General features: G+C 68.3%; 21 protein-coding genes. 20 read left to right on the forward strand and 1 reads right to left on the reverse strand.

Annotated features, from left to right (window positions below; genetic code table 11):
• The first annotated feature begins 178 nt into the window (after window positions 1-178).
• From DFR49_RS13525 to fliA, 3 genes are read left to right on the forward strand one after another with little or no spacing between them, the layout of a single operon-like run.
• Window positions 179-1,048, forward strand: coding sequence for a lysozyme family protein (locus DFR49_RS13525; RefSeq protein WP_119036153.1), 870 nt, complete (start codon window positions 179-181; stop codon window positions 1,046-1,048).
• 7 nt (window positions 1,049-1,055) lie between these two features.
• Window positions 1,056-3,137: a flagellar biosynthesis protein FlhA gene (gene flhA, locus DFR49_RS13530; protein WP_281271770.1), complete on the forward strand. Its 2,082-nt coding sequence runs from the start codon at window positions 1,056-1,058 to the stop codon at window positions 3,135-3,137.
• Window positions 3,134-3,898 carry an RNA polymerase sigma factor FliA gene (gene fliA / locus DFR49_RS13535; protein WP_425454945.1) on the forward strand — a complete coding sequence of 255 codons (765 nt, stop codon included), beginning with the start codon at window positions 3,134-3,136 and terminating at the stop codon, window positions 3,896-3,898. The genes flhA and fliA overlap by 4 nt, the downstream gene beginning before the upstream one ends.
• Before the next feature lie 343 nt (window positions 3,899-4,241).
• Here fliA and DFR49_RS13540 read toward each other — a convergent pair whose 3' ends face one another.
• Entirely contained in the window at window positions 4,242-5,054 is an 813-nt protein-coding gene (locus tag DFR49_RS13540; protein WP_119036155.1) for a flagellin N-terminal helical domain-containing protein, read from the reverse strand.
• Window positions 5,055-5,315: 261 nt separating this feature from the next.
• On the opposite strand from DFR49_RS13540, the gene DFR49_RS13545 reads away from it, so the two are divergent.
• From DFR49_RS13545 to fliD, 17 genes are all read left to right on the forward strand, one after another.
• Complete coding sequence (locus DFR49_RS13545) at window positions 5,316-6,584, forward strand: sigma-54 interaction domain-containing protein (protein WP_119036156.1); 1,269 nt, start codon at window positions 5,316-5,318, stop codon at window positions 6,582-6,584.
• Window positions 6,581-6,958, forward strand: a complete 378-nt coding sequence (gene fliE, locus DFR49_RS13550; RefSeq protein ID WP_119036157.1) for a flagellar hook-basal body complex protein FliE — start codon at window positions 6,581-6,583, stop codon at window positions 6,956-6,958. Before DFR49_RS13545 ends, fliE begins: the two co-directional genes overlap by 4 nt.
• A gap of 3 nt (window positions 6,959-6,961) precedes the next feature.
• The gene (fliF, locus tag DFR49_RS13555) at window positions 6,962-8,659 is read left to right on the forward strand and encodes a flagellar basal-body MS-ring/collar protein FliF (protein ID WP_119036158.1); all 1,698 of its coding nucleotides are present in this window, start codon (window positions 6,962-6,964) and stop codon (window positions 8,657-8,659) included.
• Window positions 8,659-9,666 carry a flagellar motor switch protein FliG gene (fliG, locus tag DFR49_RS13560; RefSeq protein ID WP_119036159.1) on the forward strand — a complete coding sequence of 336 codons (1,008 nt, stop codon included), beginning with the start codon at window positions 8,659-8,661 and terminating at the stop codon, window positions 9,664-9,666. Before fliF ends, fliG begins: the two co-directional genes overlap by 1 nt.
• Window positions 9,659-10,450, forward strand: a complete 792-nt coding sequence (locus DFR49_RS13565; protein ID WP_119036160.1) for a FliH/SctL family protein — start codon at window positions 9,659-9,661, stop codon at window positions 10,448-10,450. The genes fliG and DFR49_RS13565 overlap by 8 nt, the downstream gene beginning before the upstream one ends.
• Window positions 10,444-11,778 (forward strand): FliI/YscN family ATPase, encoded by a 1,335-nt coding sequence (locus tag DFR49_RS13570; RefSeq protein ID WP_119036161.1) that lies wholly within the window; start codon window positions 10,444-10,446, stop codon window positions 11,776-11,778. The genes DFR49_RS13565 and DFR49_RS13570 overlap by 7 nt, the downstream gene beginning before the upstream one ends.
• A gap of 44 nt (window positions 11,779-11,822) precedes the next feature.
• Entirely contained in the window at window positions 11,823-12,245 is a 423-nt protein-coding gene (locus tag DFR49_RS13575) for a hypothetical protein (protein WP_119036162.1), read from the forward strand.
• 39 nt (window positions 12,246-12,284) lie between these two features.
• Window positions 12,285-14,084 (forward strand): flagellar hook-length control protein FliK, encoded by a 1,800-nt coding sequence (locus DFR49_RS13580; RefSeq protein WP_119036163.1) that lies wholly within the window; start codon window positions 12,285-12,287, stop codon window positions 14,082-14,084.
• 15 nt (window positions 14,085-14,099) lie between these two features.
• Window positions 14,100-14,714, forward strand: coding sequence for a flagellar basal body-associated FliL family protein (locus DFR49_RS13585; RefSeq protein WP_119036164.1), 615 nt, complete (start codon window positions 14,100-14,102; stop codon window positions 14,712-14,714).
• A gap of 3 nt (window positions 14,715-14,717) precedes the next feature.
• The gene (locus DFR49_RS13590; protein ID WP_119036165.1) at window positions 14,718-15,668 is read left to right on the forward strand and encodes a flagellar motor switch protein FliM; all 951 of its coding nucleotides are present in this window, start codon (window positions 14,718-14,720) and stop codon (window positions 15,666-15,668) included.
• Window positions 15,665-15,961 (forward strand): flagellar motor switch protein FliN, encoded by a 297-nt coding sequence (fliN, locus tag DFR49_RS13595; protein WP_119036166.1) that lies wholly within the window; start codon window positions 15,665-15,667, stop codon window positions 15,959-15,961. The genes DFR49_RS13590 and fliN overlap by 4 nt, the downstream gene beginning before the upstream one ends.
• A 7-nt stretch (window positions 15,962-15,968) precedes the next feature.
• Window positions 15,969-16,223 carry a flagellar biosynthetic protein FliO gene (locus DFR49_RS13600; RefSeq protein ID WP_119036167.1) on the forward strand — a complete coding sequence of 85 codons (255 nt, stop codon included), beginning with the start codon at window positions 15,969-15,971 and terminating at the stop codon, window positions 16,221-16,223.
• Window positions 16,220-17,131, forward strand: coding sequence for a flagellar type III secretion system pore protein FliP (fliP, locus tag DFR49_RS13605; protein WP_425454946.1), 912 nt, complete (start codon window positions 16,220-16,222; stop codon window positions 17,129-17,131). Before DFR49_RS13600 ends, fliP begins: the two co-directional genes overlap by 4 nt.
• An 11-nt stretch (window positions 17,132-17,142) precedes the next feature.
• On the forward strand, window positions 17,143-17,412 hold the full coding sequence (locus DFR49_RS13610; protein WP_119036168.1) for a flagellar biosynthetic protein FliQ: 270 nt from the start codon (window positions 17,143-17,145) through the stop codon (window positions 17,410-17,412).
• A 140-nt stretch (window positions 17,413-17,552) separates the two neighbouring features.
• Complete coding sequence (fliR, locus tag DFR49_RS13615) at window positions 17,553-18,326, forward strand: flagellar biosynthetic protein FliR (RefSeq protein ID WP_119036169.1); 774 nt, start codon at window positions 17,553-17,555, stop codon at window positions 18,324-18,326.
• Entirely contained in the window at window positions 18,326-19,453 is a 1,128-nt protein-coding gene (locus DFR49_RS13620) for an EscU/YscU/HrcU family type III secretion system export apparatus switch protein (protein WP_119036170.1), read from the forward strand. Before fliR ends, DFR49_RS13620 begins: the two co-directional genes overlap by 1 nt.
• 96 nt (window positions 19,454-19,549) lie before the next feature.
• On the forward strand, window positions 19,550-21,013 hold the full coding sequence (fliD, locus tag DFR49_RS13625) for a flagellar filament capping protein FliD (RefSeq protein WP_119036171.1): 1,464 nt from the start codon (window positions 19,550-19,552) through the stop codon (window positions 21,011-21,013).

The following is a 21,013-nucleotide window of genomic DNA, read 5'->3' on the forward strand; positions in this document are numbered from 1 at the left end:
CGTCATGCCGGACTTGTTCCGGCATCCAACCATCCACAAGCGGTAGCGCTTGTGGGACGTTGGACCCCGGAACAAGTCCGGGGTGACGGGGGCTGTTGAAGGTCTCTTCAGGAGCGCAAATTTTTTGGCACGATCCTTGCTGAATTGTCCCTGACACGGACAAGGCAGTCAGGATCCGATGAGCGTCCCTTCGATACCGCCCACAGGCAGCGTCCAGTCAGCGATCGCGCTGGCGAGCCGCAAGACCGGAATCGACTTCAACTATCTGCTCGGCCAGGCGCAGGTCGAAAGCGGGCTGCGCCCTAATGCGCGCGCCGGCACGTCGAGCGCGACCGGGCTCTATCAGTTCATCGACCAGAGCTGGCTCGCGGTGGTCAAACAGCACGGCGCCGAACACGGGCTCGGCTGGGCAGCCGACAGCATCGCAGACAATAACGGCCGGATGACCGTCGCCGACGGCGCGATGCGCCAGGCGATCCTGGGCTTGCGCAACGATCCCAAGGTCGCCTCGCTGATGGCGGCCGAACACGCATCGGACAACAAGGCGGCGCTCGAAGGCGCGCTCGGCCGGCCGGTGACGGGCACCGACCTTTATATGGCGCACTTCCTTGGGCTCGGCGGTGCGCGCAGCTTCCTGTCGACGATGGCGAGCGATCCCGATCGCGGCGCTGCGAGCCTGTTTCCGGCCGCAGCGCGCGCCAATCGCGGCATCTTCTATGCCGCTGACGGCCGGCAGCGGACGATGGCGGACATCTATCAGCGCTTCGCCGACAAGCTCGATCGCGGCGCCGCCGCGGTTGGCGGCACCGGGCTCGCATCCGATTCGGCCGGCGGCGGTTTTGCCGCGCAGGTGCGCGCGCTCGGGCTCGGCGGCGAATCGACGGTGATCACCGGCAACGGGGTCGCCGCCGACGATGCCGTGCAATGGGCTGCCGCGACGCTCGATCGCTTGAATGGCAAGACGCAGCTCGCTGACGCCAATCTGTTGCGGCCGACGCCCGAGACCGCGCGGCTCGCCTATATGATGCTCGCGAGCATGGGGGGCTGACGCGGTGGTGACTGCCCTGTCGCGGCGCAATTTCGGCCCGCTCGCCCGCAACGCCGCGCTTCCCGTTGCCATCCTGCTGCTCGTGCTGTTGATGGTGGTGCCGATTCCGGCGGCGATGCTCGACATCTTCTTCATCATGAACATCACGATCAGCCTTGCGGTGCTGATGGTCGCTCTGAACGCGCAGAAGCCGCTCGATTTCTCCGCCTTCCCGACCGTGCTGCTGTTCGCCACGCTGTTCCGGCTGGGGCTCAATGTCGCCTCGACGCGCGTCGTGCTCGTTCACGGGCACGAGGGCGAAGCGGCCGCGGGGCATGTGATCGAGGCGTTCGGCACCTTCATGATCGGCGGCGATTACGTCGTCGGCCTGTTCGTGTTCGCGATCCTCGTCATCATCAACATGATCGTCGTCACCAAGGGCGCGGGCCGCGTATCCGAAGTGTCGGCGCGCTTCACGCTCGATGCCCTGCCGGGCAAGCAGATGGCGATCGACGCCGACTTGAATGCCGGGCTGCTGACGCCCGAGGAAGCCAAGGCGCGCCGCGTCGAGGTGTCGACCGAAGCCGATTTCTACGGATCGATGGACGGTTCGTCCAAGTTCGTGAAGGGCGACGCGATCGCGGCGCTGCTGATCCTCGGCGTCAACATCATCGGCGGGCTGATCCTGGGCATGGTGAGCCACGGCATGGCGGTGGGCGACGCGGCGCGCGCCTATCTGCTGCTCGCGATCGGCGACGCGCTGGTCGCGCAGATCCCCGCGCTGATGCTCTCGATCGCGGCCGCCGCGATCGTCACCCGCGTCGCCTCGAACCACGATCTCGCCGGCCAGATCGGCAGCCAGTTCGGCTCGGCGCGGACATGGACGCCGGTGGCGGTGATCCTCGCGCTGCTCGGCGTGCTGCCCGGGATGCCGCATCTCGTGATCCTGCCCGCGGCGATCGCCGCCGGCGCGTTCGCGTGGAAGATCAACCGCGATGCCGGGCGCCCGGCGGTGGCCGACGCGCCCGAGGATGCCGAGCCGGTCGATCTCGCGCGGATCGGCTGGGACGAAGTCACCGATACGATGCAGGTCAATCTCGACATCGGCTACGGGCTGGTGCCGCTGGTCGACGAGCGCCGCGGCGCGCCGCTGATGGGGCGGATCACCGGGGTGCGGCGCCAATTGTCGAAGGAACTGGGCTTCGTCGTGTCGCAGGTGCGCGTGCGCGACGACATCAATATGCAGCCTTACGCCTATCGCGTTGTCGTCGGCGGCGTCGTCGTCGCCGAGGACAGCGTCTCGCCCGACGAGATGCTCGCGCTCGATACCGGGCAGGCGGTGGGTCAGCTTTCGGGCAAGAAGGCCAAGGATCCGACCTTTGGGCTCGACGCGGTGTGGATCGCGCCGGGCGATGCCGATGCCGCGACCGGGCAGGGTTATCTCGTCGTCGATCCCGGCACGGTGATCGCGACCCATCTCAACCACAAGCTCGCACAGCATTCGGCCGAACTGCTCGGCCCCGACGAGGTCCAGAGCCTGCTCGACGGCCTCAAGGAACGCGCCGAGCATCTGGTCGCCTCGCTGTCGCCGCAGCCGCTGCCGCTCACCACGCTGACGCAGGTGCTGCGTGGGCTGCTCGCCGAGAACATATCGTTGAAGGAATTCCGCCGCATCGCCGCCGCGATCTCGGTCGCCGCGCAGAAGACGGTGGATGCCGACGAGATTATCGAGCTGATCCGTCCCGAACTGGGCGCGCTGATCATCCAGCGGCTGTGCACCGTCAACGAACCGCTGCGTGTGATGACGCTTGAGGGCCAGCTCGAAGGGCTGCTGGGGCAGGCGGTGCGCGGCGATCCGGCGCAGCGCCACACGATCGAGCCCGATCTCGGCCGGCGCATCGTCGACGCGCTCCAGCGCGCGGCGCAGCCGCTCGTCGCCGAGGCCAAGCCGTTCGCGCTCGTCGTCCAGCCCGCGATCCGCGTCGCGATCCGCAAGCTGGTCAAGACGTGCCTGCCCGACACGCCGGTGATGAGCTTCTTCGAAGTCCCCGAGGACAAGTCGGTCGAGGTCGTCGCCGTGATCGGCGCGCCCGAGGCGATCCCGGCATGAACGCGCAGTCGATGAAACGCGATTTCTACGCGCCCTCGCCCTCGCCCGCGCCGCTCACTTATGCGCGCGACGGGGCGAACCGGACTGCGATGGAAGCGCTCGCGCACAAGCATCTGCCGCTGGTGCGGCGGATCGCGTGGCATATCCACGGCACGATGAGCAGCATCGTCGAGGTCGAGGACCTGATCCAGATCGGGCTCGTCGCGCTCGTCGAGGCGGCGGCGGCGTTCGAGGATCGCGGGCAAGTGACCTTCGACCAATATCTCGCGACCCGCGTGCGCGGGGCGATGATCGACGAATTGCGCCGCCAGGCGACGCTGACGCGCGGCGCGATGAAACGCCGCCGCCAGTATAACGACGCGATCGCCGCGCTCACCGACCAGAGCGGCAATGCGCCCGACGAGGTGGCGGTTGCCGAGCGGCTGGGCGTTTCGGTCGAGAAACTGCGCGCCGAATATGCGACCGCCGAGCCGCTGCGCTTCGAGACGATCGACGATGTCTATTCGGATGAAGCGCCGTGGTTCGCGAGCGACGAGCCCGATGCCTTTGCACAGCTCGCCGATGCCGATCTGCGCGACGCGCTGGCATCCGCGATCGCAGGGCTGCCCGAGCGCGAGGCGCAGGTGGTGCAGCTTTATTATGTCGAGGAATTGAACCTCGAGGAGATCGGCCAGGTGCTCGGCGTTGGCGCCGCGCGCGTATGCCAGATCAAATCCGCCGCGCACGCCAGGCTGAAGAAGGTGCTCGCCGAGCGGGTCTGAGCAAAGCCGCGCCCATTCGAGCCAGGCGTTGTTTTGATTGCCGCGATTTCCTGATTCGCCCGGCCTAATCGTCACCCCGGACTTGTTCCGGGGTCCAACGTGCCGCGGACGCTACGCTCGAACCTCTGCGTCGGCACTTGCCGCCCATTGGACCCCGGAACAAGTCCGGGGTGACGACGTGGAGGCACTGGGATGACGGAATGGCGAGCCTGGTCCCTCACGCAAAGCAAAACCCCGGCGGCGCGGACGCCACCGGGGTTTCGGTTTGCACTCCCGCGCCGCGGGAGAGCCGGTCGGCCCCTGCACCCTTGAAGGGGGGCGGCGCCGGGGCCGTACGCTTTACTTAGCGCAGCAGCGTCAGAACGTTCTGCTGGCTCTGGTTCGCCTGGGCGAGCATCGCGGTCGATGCCTGCGACAGGATCTGCGCCTTGGCGAGGTTGGTCGTCTCGGCCGAGAAGTCCGTATCCTCGATGCGGCTGCGCGCATCGGTCAGGTTCGTGGCGTTCGACGTCAGGTTGTTGACCACCGAGGTCAGGCGGCTCTGGCCGGCGCCGAGCGTGGCGCGAGCGGTCGAGACCGTGTTGATCGCGGTCGTCAGCGTCGCGAGCGCGCCCGACGGATCGTCGAACAGGTCCGAAGCAACGGCGTCGTCGAGATCGATCTCGGTGAACGAGAGATCGACCGTGTCGGCGGCGTTGGCGCCGACCTGCACCGTGACCGTGCCCGAGGTGCCGGCGGTGCCGTCGAACAGCTTGATGCCGTTGAACTCGGTGTTGGATTTGATGCTGGTGATCTGCGATTGCAGCTCGGTGACCTCGGCCTTGATGTTGGTCAGGTCGTCGGTCGAATAGGTGCCGTTCGACGCTTGGACCGCCAGCTCACGAATACGCTGGAGCATGTTGGTCACTTCGTCGAGCGCACCTTCGGCGGTCTGCGCCATCGAGATGCCGTCGTTGGCATTGCGCACGCCCTGGTTCATGCCGCGGATCTGCGAGGTCATCGACGCCGCGATGGCGAGGCCGGCCGCGTCGTCCTTGGCCGAGTTGATGCGCTTGCCGGTCGACAGGCGCTGCATGCTCTGCTGGAGCGAGGCGTTCGCCGTCGTCGACGCGTTGGCCGCGCGGAGCGCTCCGATGTTGGTTCCGATAACAGTCATTGTTCCGATCTCCGTATTGCCTGGCGATCCCCGCCGCCCCCTTTTCGGCGGAGGGCCGAGCCGCCAAACCAGCTAACGACCGTCGGCGGAGCGGCTTTAGGCCCAATCGACATTCGACGTCGTGGTGCGCGCAAAATCATGCCGCCTCGCGCGTGGGCGCATACGCGGCTGGCAACAGGCAGAATTTTGCCGGGCGGCCGGTAAACTTAACTCTGCGTTTACCAACAATCGGGCAAGAGGCGGTCAAGGGGGAACTCATTGATGCGACCGCTCTTTCCGTCAGCCGCCGTGCGCGAGCAGAAATACGCGCTCATCTCGTCCTTGCGGGCGCAAGGATCACCGATCCGGTCGCTCGAGGCGGATCAGCCGGGGCCCGATTCGGTGTTCCTGATCGCCGAGGGCGAGACGCCGCCGGTGCCGGCGCGGACGCTGATCGTGTCGCCGGAAGGGCGGTATCTCCATCCCGCGCGCGACGGCGGCCCGGCCCGGATCGGCTATGGCAGCGACGACGCCGCGATCGGCAACGCCTTCGCCCGCGCGCTCGTCACCGATCCCGAAACGCCGACCGCGGCCGACCCCGAAAGCCTTGCGCTCTACGCGCTCGCCGACCGTGTCGCCGCCGCCGACATCACCGTGCTGATCAACGGCCCGACCGGGACCGGCAAGGAAGTGCTGGCGCGCACGATCCATCTGCGCTCGAGTCGCCGCGACGGCCCCTTCATCGCGATCAATTGCGCGGCGCTGCCCGAGACGATGCTCGAGGCACTGCTGTTCGGCCACCAGAAGGGCGCCTTCACCGGCGCGTCGTCGGGCGGCGAAGGCTTTTTCCGCGCCGCGAACGGCGGCACCTTGCTGCTCGACGAAGTGTCGGAGATGCCGCTGACGTTGCAGGCCAAGCTGCTGCGCGCGCTCCAGGAACGCGAAGTCATCCCGATCGGCGCGACCACGCCCGAGGCGATCGACGTGCGCGTGATCGCCTGCGCCAACCGCGATCTTCAGGACGAAGTGGCGGCCGGGCGCTTCCGCGCCGATCTCTATTACCGCCTCAGCGTCTTTCCGCTGGCGACCCGCCCGCTCGTCGAGCGCCCGCAGGATATCCCCGCGCTCGCCGCGGCGCTGATCCTGCGTCACGCCGGCACGCGCGAGGCGGTGCCCTGGCCCGACGCCTCGGCGATCGACAAGCTGGCCGCGCACGACTGGCCCGGCAATGTCCGCGAGCTTGAAAACGTGATCCAGCGCGCGCTGCTGTTCGCCGCCGGCGATACGATCGACGCGAGCCACATCGTGTTCGACCGGGTGACGTCGGCGCCGGCATCGGCACCCGCAGCGTCCGGCGACGACGCGCCGGAGACGCTCAGCAACATCGTCCAGATGAGCGAATTCGCGCATATCCGCGAGACCTTGAAGGCGTGCGGCGGTAGCCGGATCGAAACCGCGAAGAAGCTCGGCATTTCGGAGCGCACCTTGCGCTATCGCCTCGCCAAGGCGCGCGAACAGGGCGATGATATCGCCCGGGTGGCGTCGGCATGAGCGGCGTCGGCGGTATCGGTGCGGGCGGCGGCGGTGGCGCGATCGATCGCGTGATGGCGCTGCGGGCCCAGATCCTCGAACGCAACGAGGCGCTCCAGCGCGCCGGTGCGGCCGGCGGGGCATCGCCCGTCACCTCGGCACCGGCGACCAAGCCGGCGAGCTTCGCCGCGACGCTCGAAGACGCGCTCCAGAGCGTCAACGCGCAGCAGCGGCAGGCGGGTGCGCTGTCGGAAAGTTACGAACGCGGCGAGACGATCGACATCGCCAAGGTCATGCTGGCGCGCCAGCAGGCCTCGGTCGGGTTCGAGGCGACGCTACAAGTCAGAAACAAGCTGTTGTCCGCCTATAAGGACATCATGAGCATGCCGGTGTAACCCATGACCACAGCCGTCACTCCCGCCGTCGCGCCCGCCTTGCCGGAGCGTTTCGCCAATCCGCTGAAGCAGATCGGTTCGCTGATCGCGCAGCCCGCGGTCAAGCGCAGCCTGCCGCTGATCCTGATGATAGGGCTGATCGCCGCCGCTGGGCTCGCCTGGATGATGCTGTCGACGCCGCCGCAGCGCACCTTGTTCTCGGGGCTTCCCGATGCGGACAAGGCCGCGGTCGTCCAGGCGCTCGATCAGGCCAATATCGACAACCATATCGACAACGGCACCGGCGCGGTCACCGTCGCCAACGACGATTACAGCCGCGCGCGGATGCTGCTCGCGAGCCAGGATCTGCCCAAGTCGGCGCCAGGCGGCTATGCCATCCTCGACAATCTGCCGATGGGGGTCAGCCGCGCGGTCGAAGGCGAGCGGCTGCGCCAGGCGCGCGAATCGGAAATGGCGCAATCGATCGAGGAGATCGACGCCGTTGCCGAGGCGCGCGTCCACCTCGCCATGCCCGAACATTCGGTGTTCGTGCGGGATCAGGCGGCGCCGTCGGCCTCGGTGATCCTCAAGCTCCAGCCCGGCCGCGCCTTGTCGGACGCGCAGGTGCGCTCGGTCGTCAACCTCGTCGCCTCGTCGGTGCCCGGGATGACGCCTGATGCGGTGACCGTCGTCGACCAGATGGGGGCCTTGCTCACCAAACATGACGGCAGCGGGTCATCGACCGCCGCGGGCAACGAACGGATCGCCTTCCAGCAACGCGTCGAGGACAAATACCGCCAGCAGCTCGCGCAGTTGCTGACCCCGCTCGTCGGCGCGGACAATTTCTCGACCGAGGTCCAGGCCGAGGTCAATCTCGACGAAACCCAGGCCTCGAGCGAAAGCTATAACGACGGCGCGCTGCGTGCCGAACAGGGCAATTGGACCACCAAGGGCAGCGATACCGCGCCCGCCGGCGGCATCCCCGGCGCGCTTTCCAACACGCCGCCGCCCGCAAGCACGATCGCCGCCGCAGCGCCGCCGCCGGCGGCCGCACCCGCTGCTGCTACGCCCGCGCCGACGGCAACCGCCGCGGGAACGACTCCGGCCGGGCCGATGCCCGACGCGATGAAGGCGAGCGACAATTATTCGCGCGATTACGCGCTCGGCAAGCAGGTCTCGGTGACGCGCCAGGCGCCCGGCGAGATCAAGCGGCTGTCGGTCGCGGTGCTGCTGCGCCAGCCCGACGGCAAGCCGCGCGGCAAGGCCGAGATCGCGCAGATCGAACAGCTCGTGAAGGCCGCGGTGGGCTATGACGCCAGCCGCAGCGATCAGGTCACCGTGATCAGCCGCAGCTTTGCCGACGCCGCCGAAAGCGACGCGGGCCAGCCCTGGTACGAGGCCGGATGGCTGCCGATGGTGGCGCGCAACGTCACCGCGATCCTGATCGCGCTGCTGGTGCTGATCCTCGGCGTTCGCCCGCTCTCCAAGGCGCTGCTCAAGAAGCGCGAGGAAGCCGGCGTGCGCGCCGCGCTCGGCCGCCCGATCGGCAGCCCGCAGGGCGGCGGTGACGGTGGCGCGCACGGCGGCGAGGTGAGCATCGACATGCTCGAAAGCAGCCGCGGCTATGACGATCGCGTCGGCCTCGTGCGCGGCTTCACGCGTGACAATCCCACCCGCGCGGCGCTTGCGGTGCGCGACATGATCAAGGCGGACGCTGAGTGATGGAAACCGCGCTACGCAATTATTCGGGCGTCGAACGCGCCGCAGTGCTGATGATGCTTGTCGGCGAGGAGGAAGCCGCGGCGATCCTCCAGAAGCTCGAACCCGAAGAAGTCCGCAAGCTCGGCAGCGCGATGTTCGCGGTCGCCGACGTGCGCGAGGACGAGGTCGAGACCGTGCTCGACGATTTCGTCGCCAAGGCGCGCGAGCGGACCGCGATCGGTTTCGATCCGCGCCCGCAGATCGAAACGATGATGACCCGCGCGCTCGGCCCCGAAAAGGCGGAGAATGTGCTCGCGCGCATCATCCCGACGCAGGATGCCTGCCAGATCGACCTGCTCGACTGGCTCGAACCCGGCGATGTCGCGAGCATCGTCGAGAAGGAGCATCCGCAGGTCGCAGCGCTGCTCATCGCCAATCTCGATCCGGCGGTCGGCGCCAAGGTGCTCGAACTGCTGCCCGACGGTATGCAGCCCGACATCATGCACCGCATCGCGCGGCTGGGGCCGATCACGCCCGAGGCGGTCGAGATGCTCAACGCGCTGCTCGCGGTTCGGCCCAGCACGCGCCAGCAGCCGGCGGGCTTCGTCCTCGGCGGCACGCGCGAGGCGGCGAAGATCATGTCGAGCGCGCGCAAGGCGACCGGCGAACGCGTCATGCCCAAACTCGCCAAGATCGATCGTGAGACCGCCAAGGCGATCGAGGAAGCGATGTTCGTGTTCGAGAATCTGCTCGAAATGGACGACAAGAATCTTGGCACCTTCATCCGCAACGTCGACGGCGACGTGCTCACCAAGGCGCTCAAGGGTGTCGACGAGAGCGTGCGCAACCGCTTCCTCGGCTGCATGTCGCAGCGCGCGGCGGACGGCATCCGCGACGAGATGGAAGCGCGCGGCCCGATGCGGCTCACCGAGGTGCTCGACGCGCAGAAGACGATGATCCAGATCGCGCGCGCGCTCGCCAAGGACGGCACGATCATGCTCGGCGGGGGCGAGGACGATTATGTCTGACGCGCGCCGGGCGGCCGTCCAGCCCGATTTCACCGCCGGTTTCGCCTCGCGTCACGAGCTTGCCGCCCATATCCTGGCGCAGGCCTTCGCGCCGCGCGAGCGCGATTTTGCGCCGTCGGACATCAAGCAGCGGGCGGGCGGCCGGAACAAGGCCAAAGGCCCGGTCGGCTTCGCGCCGCAGGAGACCGGTGATGCGACGCCCAGGCATTTCGCGCCCGCCGATCCAGACGCCAACCCCACCGAGGGCTGGGATCCGTTCGATCCCGACCCCAACCAGCAGGATCGCGCGGGCTTCGTCGATCCGGTCGCCGCCGCGCATGCCGCCGGCCATGCCGAAGGCAAGACCGCCGCGCTCGCCGAGGCAGCCGAGGCGGGGCTGCGCGATCGCGCGCTGATCGAGGGTATCGCGGCCGCGCTCGGGAATGGCGAGCGCTACGATCGCGAGCGGATGGCGGCGCAGCTCCGGCAGACGGTGCTGCTACTCGTACGCCGCCTCGTCGGCGAGGCCGAGATCGATGGCGCGCTGCTCGCACGGCGGATCGAGGCGGCCACCGACATGCTCGCCGACGCCGCCGAATCGGCGCTGCTCCGGGTCAACCCGGCCGATGTCGCGCTGCTCGACGGCAAACTGCCCAAGAATGTGTTCGCCGCGGGCGATGATGGTGTCCAGCGCGGCGCCTTCGTGCTCGAATCGGCATCGACCATCGTCGAGGACGGCCCCGATCTGTGGCTCGAACAGCTCGGCCAGGTGATCGATCGGATCGCGGTGCCGCCGCTGTGCTGAACGTTTTTGCCGAAGATTATCTCGCGACGATCGGCAGCGCCGATTTCGCGCCGCGGCCCAAGGTATCGGGGCGGCTCGCCTCGTTCGACGGGCTGCTGATGGAAGCGGTGGGTTTGCAGCTTCCGGTCGGCACGGTGTGCGCGGTCGGCGGCGACAACGGCGCGAGCCGCGTCGAGGCCGAGGTGATCGGTTTCCGCAACGGCCGCACGCTGCTGATGAATCTCGGCGGTCCCGCGCCGCTGCTGCCCAAATCGCCGGTGCGCCCGCTCGGGCCTCCGGGCGAGGCGGAAGTCGGGGCGGCGCTGCTTGGCCGCGTCGTCGACGGCGCGGGCAAGCCAATCGACGGATTAGGGCCGATCCGCGGCGCGACCCGCTGGCCGCTCGCGGGCAAGCTCCAGAACCCGCTCGATCGCGGCCGCGTGCTCGAATCGCTCGACGTCGGCGTGCGCGCGATCAACGGGTTGCTCACCATCGGCCAGGGCCAGCGCGTCGGCATCATGGCCGGCTCGGGGGTGGGCAAATCGGTGCTGCTCGGGATGATCGTGCGCGCGGCCGAGGCCGATGTCGTCGTGATCGGGCTGATCGGCGAGCGCTCGCGCGAGGTCGCCGACTTCCTCGAAACCAAGGTCGCCGGCGCGGCGCGGCAGCGGTCGGTGGTGGTGGCGGTGCCCGCCAACCACTCACCGGTGCTGCGCATCCGCGGCGCGCTGCGGGCGACTGCGATCGCCGAGGCGTTCCGCGCCGAGGGCAAGAAGGTGCTCCTCATCATGGATTCGCTGACCCGCGTGGCGCACGCCGGGCGCGAGATCGGGCTGGCGCTGGGTGAACCGGCGAGCGCGCGCGGCTATCCGCCCAGCGCGATCGCGATGCTGCCCAATCTGATCGAACGCGCGGGCACCTCGGTATCGTCGGGCGGCTCGATCACCGCGATCTACACGGTGCTCGCCGATGGCGACGACGGCAACGATCCGGTGGTCGATTCGGCACGCTCGATCCTCGACGGGCATATCGTGCTGTCGCGTCAGCTCGCCGAACGCGGCGTCTATCCCGCGATCGACCTCGGCCCCTCGGTCAGCCGCGTGATGACCGATATCGCCGCGCGTGATCACGTGCACGCCGCGCGCGTGCTGCGCCGGCATCTCGCGACCTATGAGGAAAATCGCGATCTGGTGCTGATGGGCGCGTATCGCGCGGGCGCCGATCCGGCGATCGACGCCGCGATGGCGTGCCACCCGGCCGTGATGGACTATATCCGCCAGGACGCCGACGAGGTCGTGCCGCTGGAGGCGTCGGTCGCCGAGCTGACCGGCGTGTTCGGCGATGGTTGAGGTGGGTTTTCGGGTAGGGAGCGGGCCGGTGCCGCAACCAAACAATGACCCCGCCGCGTAAACTCGACCGAATCCTGCGTGTGCGCACGCTCCAGCTTGGCCTGTCGCGTGCCGACGAGGCGCGGGCGCAGGCCAAGGTCGACAGCGAGGCGACGCTGCGCAGCCGCATCGCGCAACTTTCCGAAGGCGTCGCTCCTGCTGAAGCCGAGGCCGCGACGGCCTTATCGTTCGTCGCCGCGGCGCATTTTCGGGACCGGCTGCATCAATCCGCCGCCGCCGCCGACGAACGGCTGCGCGCCGCGAAGGCGGTGCTCGAACGCGCCGGCGAAGCGCGCAAACAGGCCAAGCGCGACCAGAGCGCGATCGAGAAGCTGATCGCGCGCGACGATGCGCACGCCGCGCTCAAAGCGATCCGCGCGCTCGAGGAGGCGCCGCCGCTACGAAAGATTCGGCACGATCCTTGCTGAGGTCCGATCCGGTATCAGCCCGGACGGAACGAATCATCCATGCTTTCCTTGTCGCCAACCCTGCCGCCGACCGCGCTTCGTGTGCCCGGGAGCACGACGACGCCCGTGCCGCCGGGCGATTTCGCGGCGGCATTGGCGGGGTTGCTCGGGGCGCCGGGCGCTGTCGTCGCGCCGCCGGTCGCGCCGGCCGATCGGCAGATCGCTGCCATGCCCGGCAAGGATTTGCCGGCCGTTGTCGTGGCGGCGGGCGCGATCGACGCCGCACCGGAAACCGGAACGCTTGTTGACGAGACGGTCTCGGCTGAGGCCGTGCCGCACCCGGCTGAAGGGCCGCATTTCCCCGTTCTGCCGGCACCGGCCGCGCCGCCGGTCGCAGCCCCTGTCGATGCCGTCCGCGTGGAGGAGGCGACGCCGCCGACCCTTCCCGAAGCACTGCCGACACCTGCTGTCGCGCCGGCGCTCACCGTTGAGCGCGAGGCGATCGCGCCGCCGATGACGAGCGATGCCGCCACGCCGCCCACGTCGCCCGGCAAGCGGGCGCAAACCCGCAAGGAGGCGATCGCCGCCTTGCCGCTGCCGATTCCCGGCACGGCCGCGCTGATGTCGCCCGTTGCCGACGGTGTTTCCGCCCCCCCTGCGCCGATCGCGGCCGATCATGCGTCGATCGATGCCGGATTGGCTGCCGTGTCGACCGGGGAACCGGAGACTGGAGTTCCGGGAGCGGAAGTGTCGCTGCCCGACGTGGTGCCGGCCGCAATCGACACGATGCCCGCTCACGTTACCGATTCCGAGGCTCACGAGGTTACCGATGACGCTCGTGTTGCGATCGATGCACCCGGCCAGCCCGCTGCCGTCGATTCCGCGTCACCGCTCGTCGTCCTGTCGACGATTGCCGCAGCGCTCGATGGCGTGGCGCCACCGCCTGCCGGGAAGGCGCCGACCCGGCCGCCGCGCTTCGCCGCGCCGATCGCCGCGACTCTGTCGTCGCCGATCGCGATCGAGCGGCCGCAGACTCCCGCGCCTGCTATCGTCGCGCCGGCGCCTGTGTCCGCCGGCGCACCCGAGCCGCCGCCCGCTCGCGCGATCGGTGATGCGATCGTCTCGACGCCGATCGATGGCGCGAAGAACGTATTTGCGCGCGCGGTCGCAACCGACAGCGCGCGGCCCGCACCCGCCATCAGGGCCGATTCCGCCGCACCATCGGTGGTCCGCGGATCGGCGCGCGCGCCCGGTGATGTGATCGGCATAACGCAGGCACCGCCGCTCGCGCCGGCTGCGGGGGCGATTCCCCTCGTCGCGGCGTCGGCCGCGCCGCGCCCGGTTGGGTTGCGCAGGGCGGTCATCGATGCCGCCGAACCGTCGATCCCGACCGTTGCGAGCCACGCGGCCGCGCCTGTCGCCGGCCCTGCCGCACAGGCACCGGCGCTGCATCGCACCCCGCTCGACATGCGGCGCGATGATTGGACGCGCCAATTGATCGACCGGATCGAGACGGTGCGCGACATGGCCAACGCCGCCGACACGCGGATCAAGCTGATGCCCGATGCGCTCGGCAAGATCGACGTGACGATGCGCAAGGACGGCGACACGATGCACGTCAGCTTCACCGCCGATGTCGCCGCGACCCGCGCGATGCTGGCCGAGGCGCAGCCCCGGCTCGCCGAGCTGGCCCAGCAGCGCGGGCTCCGGCTCGGCCAGTCGTCGGTCGATGCCGGCGCGGGCGGCCACGGCCAGCCCAACCAGTCACACCAGCCCGGCGCCTCGCGGGCGCCGCTGCCTTCCCGTCCGATGCGTGCCGAGCACGACGAGGATGTCCTCCAAACCGGCCGCCTGGCCTGAACCAAGGATTGAACGATGAGCGACGATAGCAATGCGACCGCGCCCAAGAAGAAGGGCGGATTGAAGAAGGTGCTGATGATGACCGTGGCGTTGGTCGCGCTCGTCGGCGGTGGGGTCGGTGCGGGGCTGTACGCGGCCTCGTCGGGATTGATCGGTGGTGGTGGCGGTGCGGCCGCGGTCGAGAACGGTCCGCGGCTGGTGCCCAAGGCGGAGGAAAAGCGCGCGCCGGCGCCGGGCGAAGGCGAGGGCCACGGCGAATCGAGTTCAAGCGGTTCGGGCGAATCGACCCCGCTGGGCGTCGGCGGAGACAAATATGCCTCGACCTATTATGCGATGGACAAGGAGTTCACCTCGAACCTCCGCGACAGCGCGCATTACGTCCAGGTCGGGATCGCGGTCGGCACGCATTACGACGACCGCGTGATCGAGAATCTGCGCACGCACGAGATTGCGGTGCGTTCGGCGGTGCTGATGACGCTCGGCGACGCGACCGAGGACGATGTCTTCAGCTCCGAGGGCAAGAAGCACCTCCAGACCAAGATCGTCGCCTCGATCAACAATGTGCTCAAACAAAAAGAGGGCTTCGGGGGGATTGGTAACGTCTACTTTACCAATTTCGTTGTTCAGTGAGACATGGTTAACGAGCCAGCAACCACGGCCAAGGCCGATCGGCGCGAACGCCCCCGCGATAGCGCGGAGCCGTCGTCCGCGCTGGGCGTCGCCAACCTCAATCCGTTCGGCGATCTGCACACGATGCAGCATCTGTCGGCGCGGCTGGCGCGGTCGCTGCGCGGCGTGTTCGAGCCGCTGCTGCGCGCCGAAACGCGCGTCTGGGCCGAACCGCTCGTCGTCCAGCGCTTCGCCGATTACCGCGCCGAGCGCCCCGAGGGGCTGACGGCGTGGGTGCCGCTCAAGATAACGCCCGGCACCGGCCGCGCGCTCGCAGTGCTCGATGCCGGGTTCGTGCTCGAGATGCTCGACCGGTTCTTCGGCGGCCCCGGGGTAGCGCCGGCCGCGATCCCCAACGAATTTTCGGCGACCGCCGAGATGATGGCGGCGCGTGTCGCGCGCCAGCTCGCGGCACCGCTCACGGTCGCCTGGGAACCGCTGGTGCGGCTCGGTTTCGAGGCGGGCAATGTCGAGGTCAACGCCTCGATGCTCGCCGATCTCGACGCCGACGACGCGATGGTCGTCACCCGCTTCGGCATCGCCGCGGGCGACGGCGAGCATCGCCGGCTTGATCTCGTCTATCCGGTCGCCGCGCTGAAGCCGCACACGCTATCGCTCACCGGCAAGGTCCACACCAAGAGTGCCGAGCCCGAGCCCGAATGGCGCAATGGAATCACCCGCGCGGTAATGGCGGTGCAATTCCCGGTCCGCTCGGTGCTCGCCGAGCCCGTCATCTCGCTCGCGCGGCTGATGGAGCTGAAGGAAGGCGACGTCATCCCGATCAGCTTCGGCCCCGAAGTACCGGTGATGATCGGCACCGACCGGTTCGGCGCCGGCACCGTCGGCACCTCCAACGGCCGCGCCGCGATCCGGCTCAATTCGATCGTTCGAATCAACGAGGAAGATTTCCGATGAACGACATGACCGGCGGTATCCCCGCCGACGGCGCGATCGCCGCCAATTTCAAGCTGCTTCAGGATGTCGACGTCAAGCTGACGGTCGAGATCGGGTCGACCCAGCTCACGCTGCGCGAATTGCTCGCGCTCGGCGAATCGAGCGTGATCGAACTCGACCGCCAAGCCAACGAACTGCTCGACGTGTTCGTCAACGGCACGCTGATCGGGCGCGGCGAGGTGGTGACGGTGGGCGAGCGCTTCGGCGTGCGGATGACCGAACTCGTCTCGCCTGAAAAGCGCGGCAAGGCGTAACCGACCGATGATGTGGTCCTACATCCTCAAGCTCGTCGTGCTGCTGCCGCTGGTGTGCGGGCTGATGATCGGCTGCCTCTATTTATGGCGCCGGCTGGAGGCGCGGATGCCGGGCCAGCCCGCCAACCGCCTGCTCGCGGTCAAGGAAACGATGATGATCTCGCCGGGGCTCAAGCTCGCGGTGCTCGAATTCGAAGGGCGCAAGCTGCTCGTATCGGTCGGGCGCGGCGGCGTCACCCTGATCGATCGGGGCAATCAGTGAGCCAGCCCGTGATCCGCCGCCTGCGCGCCGATGCGCCGGTGCTGTTCAGCCAGCCGCGCGCAGCCCGTGAGGTGCGCGGCGGCGGGCTCTCGCTCGGCCGGCTCGTCCTGATCGTGCTCGCGTTTGCGCTGGTCGCGGTCATCGCTGCGCCTGCCTTCGCGCAAAGCACGCCCACCGCCCCGGTGGCACAGGCGCCCGCCACGCCCGGCGTTGGTGATGCTATCGATCGCGCGCTCGGCGATCTCGGCAGCGCCTCGAACGCGGGGCAGGGCGACGCGCCGATGGCGCTCAGCCTGCAAATCCTCATCATCATGGGGCTGCTCACGGTGCTGCCGGGTATCGTGCTGATGATGACCAGCTTCACGCGGATCATCATCGTGCTCGCGATCCTGCGCCAGGCGCTCGGGCTCCAGCAGACGCCGCCCAACCAGGTGCTGATCGGGCTGGCGCTGTTCCTCTCCTTCTTCGTGATGTCGCCGGTGATCAGCCAGATGAACACGACCGCGATCGAACCCTATTCCGCCGGCAAGATCGGCGCGACCGAGATGATCAAGGCCGCGGGCGCGCCGCTGCATGATTTCATGATGAAGCAGACGCGCACCAAGGACGTGACGATGTTCGCGCAGATGGCCAAATCCGGCCCCTATGCGACCCCCGCCGATGTGCCGTGGTCGGTCGCGCTGCCCGCGTTCGTCACCAGCGAACTCAAGACCGCGTTCCAGATCGGCTTCCTCATCTTCCTGCCCTTCATCGTCATCGATCTCGTCGTCGCGACGGTGCTGATGAGTCTGGGCATGATGATGCTGTCGCCGACGATCATCTCGCTGCCGTTCAAGCTGCTGCTGTTCGTCCTCGTCGATGGCTGGGCGCTGACGATGGGCAGCCTCGCCAATTCGTTCATGACCTGAGCCGCGATACGATGGACGCCGATTATTTCCTGACGGTCGCGCATGAGGCGATGTGGGTGCTCGCGCTCGCCGCCGCGCCGATCCTGATCCCGATCCTGCTCGCCGGGCTGATCATCGGCATGATCCAGGCGGCGACCTCGATCAACGAACAGACCTTGTCGTTCATTCCCAAGCTGATCGTCACCGCGGTGTCGGTGCTGATCTTCGGCAGCCTGATCATGGGGCTGCTGAGCGATTTCACGCTCGGAATCTACGATCGCATCCCGGATCTGGTGCAGTGATTGCACCCTCTCCCCTTGGGAGAGGGAGGGGCCCGCTCGGCGCAGCCGAGTGGGAGGATGAGGGTGGTCGCCGTTCGCTTTTCGCCCTCACCCTCCCGCGGCTTCGCCGCTCCTTCCCTCTCCCAAAGGGAGAGGGATAAATGCTCGGCTTCGGCCTTGCGATCGAGCCGCAGCTCTGGGCGCTGATCTTCGTCATGGTGCGGATCGGCGCGGCGTTCATCGCCGCACCCGTGTTTGGCGCGGTCTCGATTCCGCTGCCGGTCCGCGTCGCTTTGTCGGGGGCGATCGGGGTGCTCGTGCTCGGCACGCATCCGGTGACGCCGCCGACGGAGGTGTTCGCGCTCGCCACCTTCCTGTCGATCGCCGGCGAGGCGCTGGTCGGGCTCGCGATCGGCTTCATTCTCCAGATCGCCTTCGCCGCGCCGCTTGTCGCAGGCGAGATCATCGGCAATTCGATGGGGATCGGCTTCGCCTCGATGATCGATCCGCAGACCGGGCGGTCGAGCGCGGCGCTGAGCAATTTCCTGTCGACGATGCTGACCTTGCTGTTCCTGTCGGTCAACGGCCACCTCGTGCTCGTCGACATGCTCGTCAAAAGCTATGATGCGATGCCGCCCGGTGCGGCGTGGATGGCGCCCGAGCGGTTCCGGGACATCGCCTTTTTCGGCAGCTACGCCTTTGCGGCGGGGTTCCTGCTGGCGCTGCCGGTCGGCTTCCTGCTGCTGTGCCTCAACCTCATCGTCGGGATGCTGTCGCGCTCGGCGCCCGCGCTCAACCTGTTTGCGATCGGGCTGCCGATGAGCCTCGGCGTCGGCGTGATCGCGCTCGCGATCGCCTTCCCCGCGATGGGCGATTACATGATCATCATCGTCGACGAAGGGCTTCGCGCCGCGCAGAATCTGGTGTTCGGCTGATGGCGGAGGAGTTCGGCGAAAAGACGGAAGCCCCGACACCCAAGCGCAAGCGCGATTCGGCCAAGGAAGGCAATATCCTCAAGTCGCGCGAATTCGCGACGGCATTGGTGGTGCTCGCGGGATGCGGCTGGATGATGTTCTTCGGGGGCGCGCTGCTCGACGCGTGCAAGGCGGTGATGGCGGCGAGCTTCCAGTTCGGGCGCGGCGACGTCGAGGATTTCGAGCCGTTCCGGCCGCTCGCCGAGGCGGGGTGGAAACTCGCACCGTCGCTCGGCACCCTGTTCGCGATCACGATCCTGGCGGGGATCGCCAGCCAGGCCGGGCTCGGCGCGTTCCAGTTCAACGCCGGGCTGTGGGCACCCAAGGCCTCGCGCGTCAATCCGTTGTCGGGACTCAAGCGCATCCTGGGGCCGCAGGGGTGGATCGAGCTGGGTAAGTCGCTGCTCAAGGTTGCGCTGCTGGCGGGAATCGGGGCGTATATGCTGCTCGCCGCCGGGCATCGCTCGATCGGCATGGCGGGCACCGACGTCAACGGCGCGGTCGCCACGCTCGGCTCGACGCTGATCGGGATCATGTTCGCGATGGCCGCCGGGCTGGCGCTGATCGCCGCGATCGACGTGCCGATCCAGATCGTCCGCCTGCTCGGCAAGCTTCGGATGAGCAAGCAGGAAGTGAAGGACGAGCACAAGGAAAGCGAAGGCTCGCCCGAGGCCAAGGGCGCGATGCGCGCGCGCCAGCGCCAGATGGCGAAACGCTCGGTCAAACAGGCGGTGGCGGGCGCGCACGTCGTGCTCACCAACCCGACCCATTTCTCGGTCGCGCTGCGCTACGAGCGCGCGACCGATCAGGTGCCTGTCGTGGTCGCCAAGGGACGCGGCGTCACCGCGCTCGCGATCCGCGAGGTCGCGGGCGAGGCGGGGGTGCCGGTGCTCGAATATCCGGCACTGGCGCGCGCGCTTTACTACACCAGCCAGGAAAACCAGGAGATCCGCGACGATCTCTACATGGCAATCGCGACCGTGCTGGCGTTCGTCTTCAACCTCAACCTCCAGGCCGGTGGCACGCCGCCTGTGGTCACCGTGCCGCCGGGCGCGCGGTTCGACGAAAACGGCGTGTCGCTTGGTTAGGGAGCGGGCCGGTGCCGCCGCCCGAATAAGCCAAACAACCCTAAATATTTCCGCCGCGCGGTCGCTCTTTGGGATAGCGCGACAAGGGGCTTGCGGATGACCACGACCAGTTCGACCGATCCGACGGCCTCGGCCACATCGCAGATCCTGACCTCGCTCAACAGCGGTTCGGGGATCGATACGCCCAATCTCGTCTCGTCGCTGGTGGCGGCGCAATATGCGGTCAAGCGCGACCAGCTCTCGGCGCGAAGCGACGCGCTCTCCACGCAGATTTCGGATGCCGCCGCGCTGCTCAGCGGTATCCAGACCTTCTCTTCCTCGCTCAAGACGCTCGTCGGCAGCGGTTCGCTGTCGACCCAGCCGACCAGCTCGAACGCCAGCGTCCTTTCGGTCAGCGCGCTGTCGGGCGCCAAGCTCGCCGGCCTGTCGGCCTCGATCGAGGTCCAGAAGCTTGCCATCGCGCAGACCAGCGCCACCGCCGTGGTCGCCGATCGCACCGCGACGATCGGCACCGGCAGCTTCACGCTGACCTTCGGCACCGCGACCGTCGCCGGTGGGGCGATGACGGGCTTCACCGCGGGCAGCGGCACCCCGATCGATATCGCGATCGACGCCGATCATGCCAGCCTCGACGGCATCGCGAGCGCGATCAACGCCGCCAAGGCGGGCGTCACCGCGACGATCGTCACCGATTCAGGCGGTGCGCGGCTGATGCTCAAGAGCGCGACCGGTGCCGAACAGGCGTTCACGCTGACCGCGAGCGCCGGCTCGGACCCCGCGCTCGCCGCGCTCAATGTCGGTGTCGGGGCGACGGGCACGACGATCGGCACCGCCGCGCAAGACGCGGTGGTGGTGCTCGACGGCATCGCCGTGACCCGCAGCACCAACAGCGTCGACGATCTGATCGAGGGGGTGAAGATCGATCTGCTCGCCGCATCGCCGGGCACGCCGGTGACGATCGGCAGCACGCGCCCGATCGCGAGCCTCGAACAGGTCGTGACCGACTTCGTCGATACCTACAATCACATGCTCGCGCTGTTGAAGGAAGACACCAACCCGATATCGGGCACGCTCGCCCGCGATGGCGCGGCGCGCACGCTCAAGACGTCGCTCGCGGCGCTGACGCTGACGCCGCTGACCTCGGGCGGGGCCGCCGGCGTGCCGGCGACGCTGGCCGAGATCGGCGTCACTACCAATCGCGACGGCACGCTCAGCGTCGATTCGACCAAGCTGTCGCGCGCGCTGGCGGCGACGCCCGATGCGATCGAGGCGATGTTCGCGAAGGGGAGTGCGGCGACCGGCGACGGGCTTCCCGCCGCGCTCGACGCGATCGCCAAGGCGGCGGCCGACAAGAAATACGGCCTCGTCGCGAGCCAGGCCACCTATGACAAGGCGCTCGGCGCGATCGCCGACCAGCAGACACGGATCGAGGATCAGGCCGAGGCGATGACGACGCGGCTGACCCGGCAATTCGCGAGCATGGACGCGCGCGTCGCGGCGTATAAATCGACCCAGACCTTCCTCGAGGCGCAGATCGCGGCCTGGAACAAGAAGGACTGA

Source organism: Hephaestia caeni (assembly GCF_003550065.1).
Classification (GTDB): domain Bacteria; phylum Pseudomonadota; class Alphaproteobacteria; order Sphingomonadales; family Sphingomonadaceae; genus Sphingomonas; species Sphingomonas caeni_A.